This window comes from Blautia sp. DFI.3.45 (assembly GCF_020593505.1).
In the GTDB taxonomy this organism is placed as follows: domain Bacteria; phylum Bacillota; class Clostridia; order Lachnospirales; family Lachnospiraceae; genus Blautia_A; species Blautia_A wexlerae.
The window spans coordinates 1-205 of record NZ_JAJDMI010000279.1 but is presented as its reverse complement, the minus strand read 5'-3'; the positions used below and the strand labels follow the sequence as shown (position 1 = coordinate 205).

At 48.8% G+C, this 205-nt stretch carries 1 tRNA gene; it reads left to right on the top strand.

Annotated elements, in window-relative coordinates:
- The first annotated feature begins 73 nt into the window (after positions 1-73).
- A tRNA-Met gene (locus LJE09_RS17860) sits at positions 74-147 on the top strand.
- Positions 148-205 lie beyond the last annotated feature (58 nt).

The following is a 205-nucleotide window of genomic DNA, read 5'->3' as shown; positions in this document are numbered from 1 at the left end:
GAGCAGCTGATTTGTAATCAGCAGGTTATCGGTTCGAGTCCGATCATCGGCTTTTGATTTTAAAAATTAATATCGCGGGGTGGAGCAGTCTGGAAGCTCGTCGGGCTCATAACCCGAAGGTCATAGGTTCAAATCCTGTCCCCGCTATTTTGCCCAGATAGCTCAGTTGGTAGAGCAGAGGACTGAAAATCCTCGTGTCGCTGGT